Source organism: Acinetobacter sp. UBA3025, assembly GCF_002367915.1.
In the GTDB taxonomy this organism is placed as follows: domain Bacteria; phylum Pseudomonadota; class Gammaproteobacteria; order Pseudomonadales; family Moraxellaceae; genus Acinetobacter.
Window position 1 is genome coordinate 1 of record NZ_DFDO01000090.1, and the last position, 4,462, is coordinate 4,462.

General features: G+C 37.4%; 5 protein-coding genes and 1 pseudogene. 1 reads left to right on the top strand and 5 read right to left on the bottom strand.

Going from position 1 to position 4,462, the window contains the following annotated elements; translation table 11 throughout:
• Nucleotides 1–312 (top strand): annotated as a pseudogene (locus tag B4J23_RS03470) (hypothetical protein); the annotation flags it as partial.
• Between the two features lie 79 nt (nt 313–391).
• On the opposite strand, the gene B4J23_RS03475 reads toward B4J23_RS03470, so the two are convergent.
• The 5 genes from B4J23_RS03475 to B4J23_RS03495 all read right to left on the bottom strand — a co-directional run bounded on the left by B4J23_RS03475 (nt 392) and on the right by B4J23_RS03495 (nt 4,290).
• A complete protein-coding gene (locus B4J23_RS03475) occupies nt 392–1,645 on the bottom strand; it encodes a carotenoid oxygenase family protein (protein ID WP_333617149.1) in 1,254 nt (417 codons plus the stop codon).
• Complete coding sequence (locus B4J23_RS03480; RefSeq protein ID WP_291358767.1) at nt 1,646–1,858, bottom strand: hypothetical protein; 213 nt, start codon at nt 1,856–1,858, stop codon at nt 1,646–1,648. It abuts the gene before it with no gap.
• Between the two features lie 140 nt (nt 1,859–1,998).
• A complete protein-coding gene (locus B4J23_RS03485) occupies nt 1,999–2,316 on the bottom strand; it encodes an NGG1p interacting factor NIF3 (RefSeq protein WP_180015653.1) in 318 nt (105 codons plus the stop codon).
• Nucleotides 2,317–2,333: 17 nt separating this feature from the next.
• A complete protein-coding gene (locus tag B4J23_RS03490) occupies nt 2,334–3,215 on the bottom strand; it encodes a LysR family transcriptional regulator (RefSeq protein WP_291358768.1) in 882 nt (293 codons plus the stop codon).
• A 481-nt stretch (nt 3,216–3,696) separates the two neighbouring features.
• Nucleotides 3,697–4,290 carry a hypothetical protein gene (locus tag B4J23_RS03495; RefSeq protein WP_291358769.1) on the bottom strand — a complete coding sequence of 198 codons (594 nt, stop codon included), beginning with the start codon at nt 4,288–4,290 and terminating at the stop codon, nt 3,697–3,699.
• Nucleotides 4,291–4,462: the final 172 nt, after the last annotated feature.

The window sequence follows — 4,462 nt, forward strand, 5'->3', positions numbered from 1 at the left end:
CAGATAAAAAAAGGATATGGTGTTCCTGAAGAATTACGTTATGCGAGTGGAGAAAATGCCGAGCAAAGAAGACAAGCAATAATGATTGCACAACAAAATGGTATAGCGAAACTCCCCCCTACCGCTTGGAAACGGATTGTACTCACTCCCCCTAAAGAAGTAGAAAAATACAAATATCAAGTTCCCGAAGGTAAAGGTAATCGTAGTCGAGGTAAAAATATCCACTATATCATTTCCCTTAATCCCGATGGTAGCTATGATATAGAAACCAAATTGTACTGGGTCTCAAAATATCAAGAAAAGTGGAATTGAAGATTTATTTAAGTATCTAGTAAAGTCCGTTTGATTTCAAACGGACTTAAATAATCTAAAATTTTTCCTAAATATAATTTTATATTACTTTCAACTTCCGATAATCAATCCAATTACAATGGAAACCAACCGGTGCTCTTACAGGTAAATAAATTGTGGCAATTGGCCCATCCTTAATATGCTGTGCATCCAAAATCACAACTTTCGAAGGGCCACAATCTAAAGCATGCACATAAGACATGAGCCAACCCTCATTTTCAGCTTCTGCACCCTCTCTTTCGACGAAAATAGCCTCACCTGTGACCCAATTTTCTCCGAATGAATAACTTTCTATGGTCGTAGTTTCTAAATCATGACCCAATAAGCTATTACTGCTGACATGGTAAGGATCATCAAATTCGCCAAAGGAAATGCTATAAGCATAACGATATGACCGCCCGGTATAAGCTTCATTAATGCGTGGGAATTCCTGTTTAACATCCGATAAGATTGTTCGCTTCACTTTCCCTGTTTCTTTTTCGAAGACAAATCGTTCTAATCGAAGATTCTGATCTTCAATTGGGCCCTGAATCGAATGCACCATCGCTTTGGAATGTACCACTGCATCCATGACGACATCCCCTGTATCCAGATCATAAGCATTCATGGTATGGAAAATAAAACAGGGATCAATGTTGTACCAGCGTATATCCTGAGCACTTCCACCAAGAGGTAATAAGCCAATACGTGCCTGATGTTTCTGGTTCCATTGATATGGCAGCAATGAACCTTTTAAGGCACTCTGCATCGAGAAATTTACATTTAAGTCCAGAATTAAAACCTGAGATTCAGTAATAGCACAGTCATGTACCATCGGACCATGTTTTACCGGAATTTCCACATGATTTTTCAGTTTGCCCTTGGCATCGATATGCAGATAAAAGACTTTATTATGGGTTAGCCCATCATAACAAACCGCATGAATATCGCCGGTATCCGGATCAATATGTGGATGTGCAGTAAATGGTAAATCTGAATCATCATTCTCAAACAGATGATGACGTTTAGATTCTAATTCACTATTCACTTCGATGGGATAAGCACCCGCTTCGACCAATGCCCAGATTTTCCCAGCAAAATTGATGATATTGGTATTTACTGGATCAGCTACGCCACGACTTTTTCCCGAAATCACTGGTCGATGTAATTTCTTCTGTACACTATCCGCACCGACATATTGGCTTTTGTACCAGTGCGCTTCCCCTTCTTTAAGCCGTAACGCATGAATCATCCCATCACCGGTGAACCAGTGATAAATTTTTGGATTTTTCACTGTAATGGGATTCGGGCCAATTCACATCAAGGCACCATCTAATTCTTTCGGGATCTGCCCTTCTACCTTCAATTGGGTTGAAAAATGCTCCTGCCGCTGCGGTGCAAAAATACCATCCAGATATGGATTATCATGGGAATATGGAATACGGTTATGCAAGATTTCTGCACCGTATTGAATAGATTTATTCAGCGTATTTTTGAACATACTGCTCAGCAGTTTTGGCAACTGCATTGTTATATTCCTTATTTTATTCATTTATTTGAGTTGTTCTGACGAATTTTATAATAATAAAAGCAGGTTGGGTGTTTTTATATATAGATAGACGGCACATCAGCACTAATGCACCGTCGGTTTATATCAATTCTAAAAATTTAAACTTTTATATCTAAAAGCTGGATAAATTCAAATGCCGGTTCTTCATAAGGATGACTTTCTTTTAGAGCCTTAGCCACTTCAACCGCCTTTTCATCAGGTACAAGAATTTCGACCCGCCATTCTTCCACATTTTCCAACTGACCAATTTCCCCAATATGAGGATCTGCGCCTTGCTGCGGCTTAAATTGTCCAGTTCCCAGCACTTGCCAGGCACAGTCGGTATATTCACCAATCCCACCCGCACCTGCTGCAAAGATGGCCTTCTTGGTTTCCTCTAGGTTTTCATCTGGTACGTAATAAATCAGTTTAAGCATATATCCCTACAAGTTTTTCAAGCATTTACCGTATTGTTAAGGGCTTCGGTAATAATATTCAATGCTGGATTTTGAGAGTTCTTGTTAAATGTTGCATATAGTTCTACCTGGGGTAAAGGTCGATCTGTCTGGATCACTTTCACTTCATCATTCAGGAAACGTAATAAATAATCGGGAGCAAAACTAAAACCCATCCCCATATTGATCAGGTTAATATGCTGTAGCACATTGGTCGCCCACAGCACCTGATCGTGCTTAAGCTGATCAAAGGACATCAAGGTATTGAGTGTTTCATAAAATACGGGTGATGCATTCTGATCACACATAATAATCGTATGATTTTTCAGTTCCTGTAATTTCAGTATCCGATCGGTTGGGTGCAAATGCTTGGCTGCAACCAAGTGAATTTGTTCTGTCAATAAATGGATATTTTCAAAATCCGGATGACCCAGCTGAAAACGAGTAATACTTAAATCTAATTCGGCATTTTTTAGACGTTGAAGCTGTTCCAGACAGAACAGGCTATGCAGATGAATTTTTAAATCTGGCATGGTCTTTTTCAGCTTGGCCAAAATATGTGGCATGACTTTTAGTTCGGCAACATTCAGGAAACCAATATGAATCTGGTTATTTTTCTGCTGGGCCACCTGTCGTGCTGACGCAACGGCCAATTTGGCATTTTCCAGAGCTTTTTCTGCATAGATTAAAAAGGCCTTGCCTTCATCGGTTAACTGTATTTTTCGTGAAGAACGTTCAAATAGGTTAACGCCAACTTCTTGCTCTAAATCTTTAATCTGCTGGCTTAAAGAAGGTTGAGCCGTAAACAGCTTTTCAGCAGCCCTAGTGAAACTCTGCTCCTGCGCCACGGTAATAAAATAGCGTAAATGTCGAAGTTCCATAGATTGCTCACTTCAAATAATAGGTGCTTATCTTACGATTTAAGCCAACGTTTTGAAAATACTAATAGATCAATAGCTTATACGAATACTCATATAACTACCTTCTATGCATGGCTAGACTTTGCCTCTATATATTTATGATCTGTTTCAGGTATATACATGGAGTCTTGCATGACGCAGCATTCGATACTGATGTTCTGGTGAAAGCTGGGAATAGGCAGCTGAATCTTTGAACTTGCCATATCTAGATGTGATTCAGGTTGTTTCTCATAATGTATATGGCACTTGGGATGGCAAGCCTGAAATCCATGAGTCTGGTATAATTTTGGTTCATCCCGATGGTTATATTACTTAACGTTATCAGGACATTATTAATAATGCTTTTGATTATGTGAATATGCTGAAGGCGGTGTTAAGGCAGGTTCAGTTGGTTGTATAAGTATTCAAAAAAGACCATCGAAAGGTGGTCTTTTTAACTGAATCATTTTAAGAAATTTTCTTTAAGATAGGATTCAGAATAAACCTCTAATAAATTTTTCAATAATTCCGGGTCATTCTCTGGCTTATGGCTTACCCTCAGATCAAGAAATAAAAAATATACTGTATCTTCTTTAACTGCATAAATTAGCCAATAACCAGTTTTCCAATTATTTTTTTCTCTATCTTTGTATCGTTTAAGAAATATAGTTTCTGATATTGAAGTATTTTTAGAAGAAATATATTTACTTAAGATTGATACATCATTGGTCACTATTTCTCCATCTTTGGATATCTCAATATCATGGCAGACATTTTTAGCAAAACTTTGAATACTCGGTAATTCTACATGTACCTTGCGTACCCCCTTTAATGGCATTTTTGTAAATTTTTCATACTTTTGGACTTTATCTAAATTTATTTGCCCTTCTGAAATTACATAAATGATTCCTGCAAAAATACCGTCTAAATAATCAGTATGTTCCTCTAACTCAATAAATCTTTTAAATTCATCTGTAAGTTTCCATTTTCTCTTAAGGTAACTTCTATTTATTTCATGAAATTCTATTTTATATTCAAAGAAATTTTGGAAATTCATACCATCTCATTATTAGTTTTTAAAACTTTCATTTAGTTATATATCCTGCGACATGGATGTCGCCCGTTTGGCAGGGATACAAGGATGTATCCTCTGCCAAACAAAGCAGTTTTGTTACTTTTGCTGCGTTAAAAATAAGAAGAAAAACATAAATTTGTCTTGTCCTGAAATA

What these genes read in the sequence shown, in the direction of transcription:
- B4J23_RS03480 (WP_291358767.1), bottom strand. Translation starts at nt 1,858, where the DNA reads ATGCAGTTGCCAAAACTGCTGAGCAGTATGTTCAAAAATACGCTGAAT.
- B4J23_RS03485 (WP_180015653.1), bottom strand. Translation starts at nt 2,316, where the DNA reads ATGCTTAAACTGATTTATTACGTACCAGATGAAAACCTAGAGGAAACC.
- B4J23_RS03490 (WP_291358768.1), bottom strand. Translation starts at nt 3,215, where the DNA reads ATGGAACTTCGACATTTACGCTATTTTATTACCGTGGCGCAGGAGCAG.
- B4J23_RS03495 (WP_291358769.1), bottom strand. Translation starts at nt 4,290, where the DNA reads ATGAATTTCCAAAATTTCTTTGAATATAAAATAGAATTTCATGAAATA.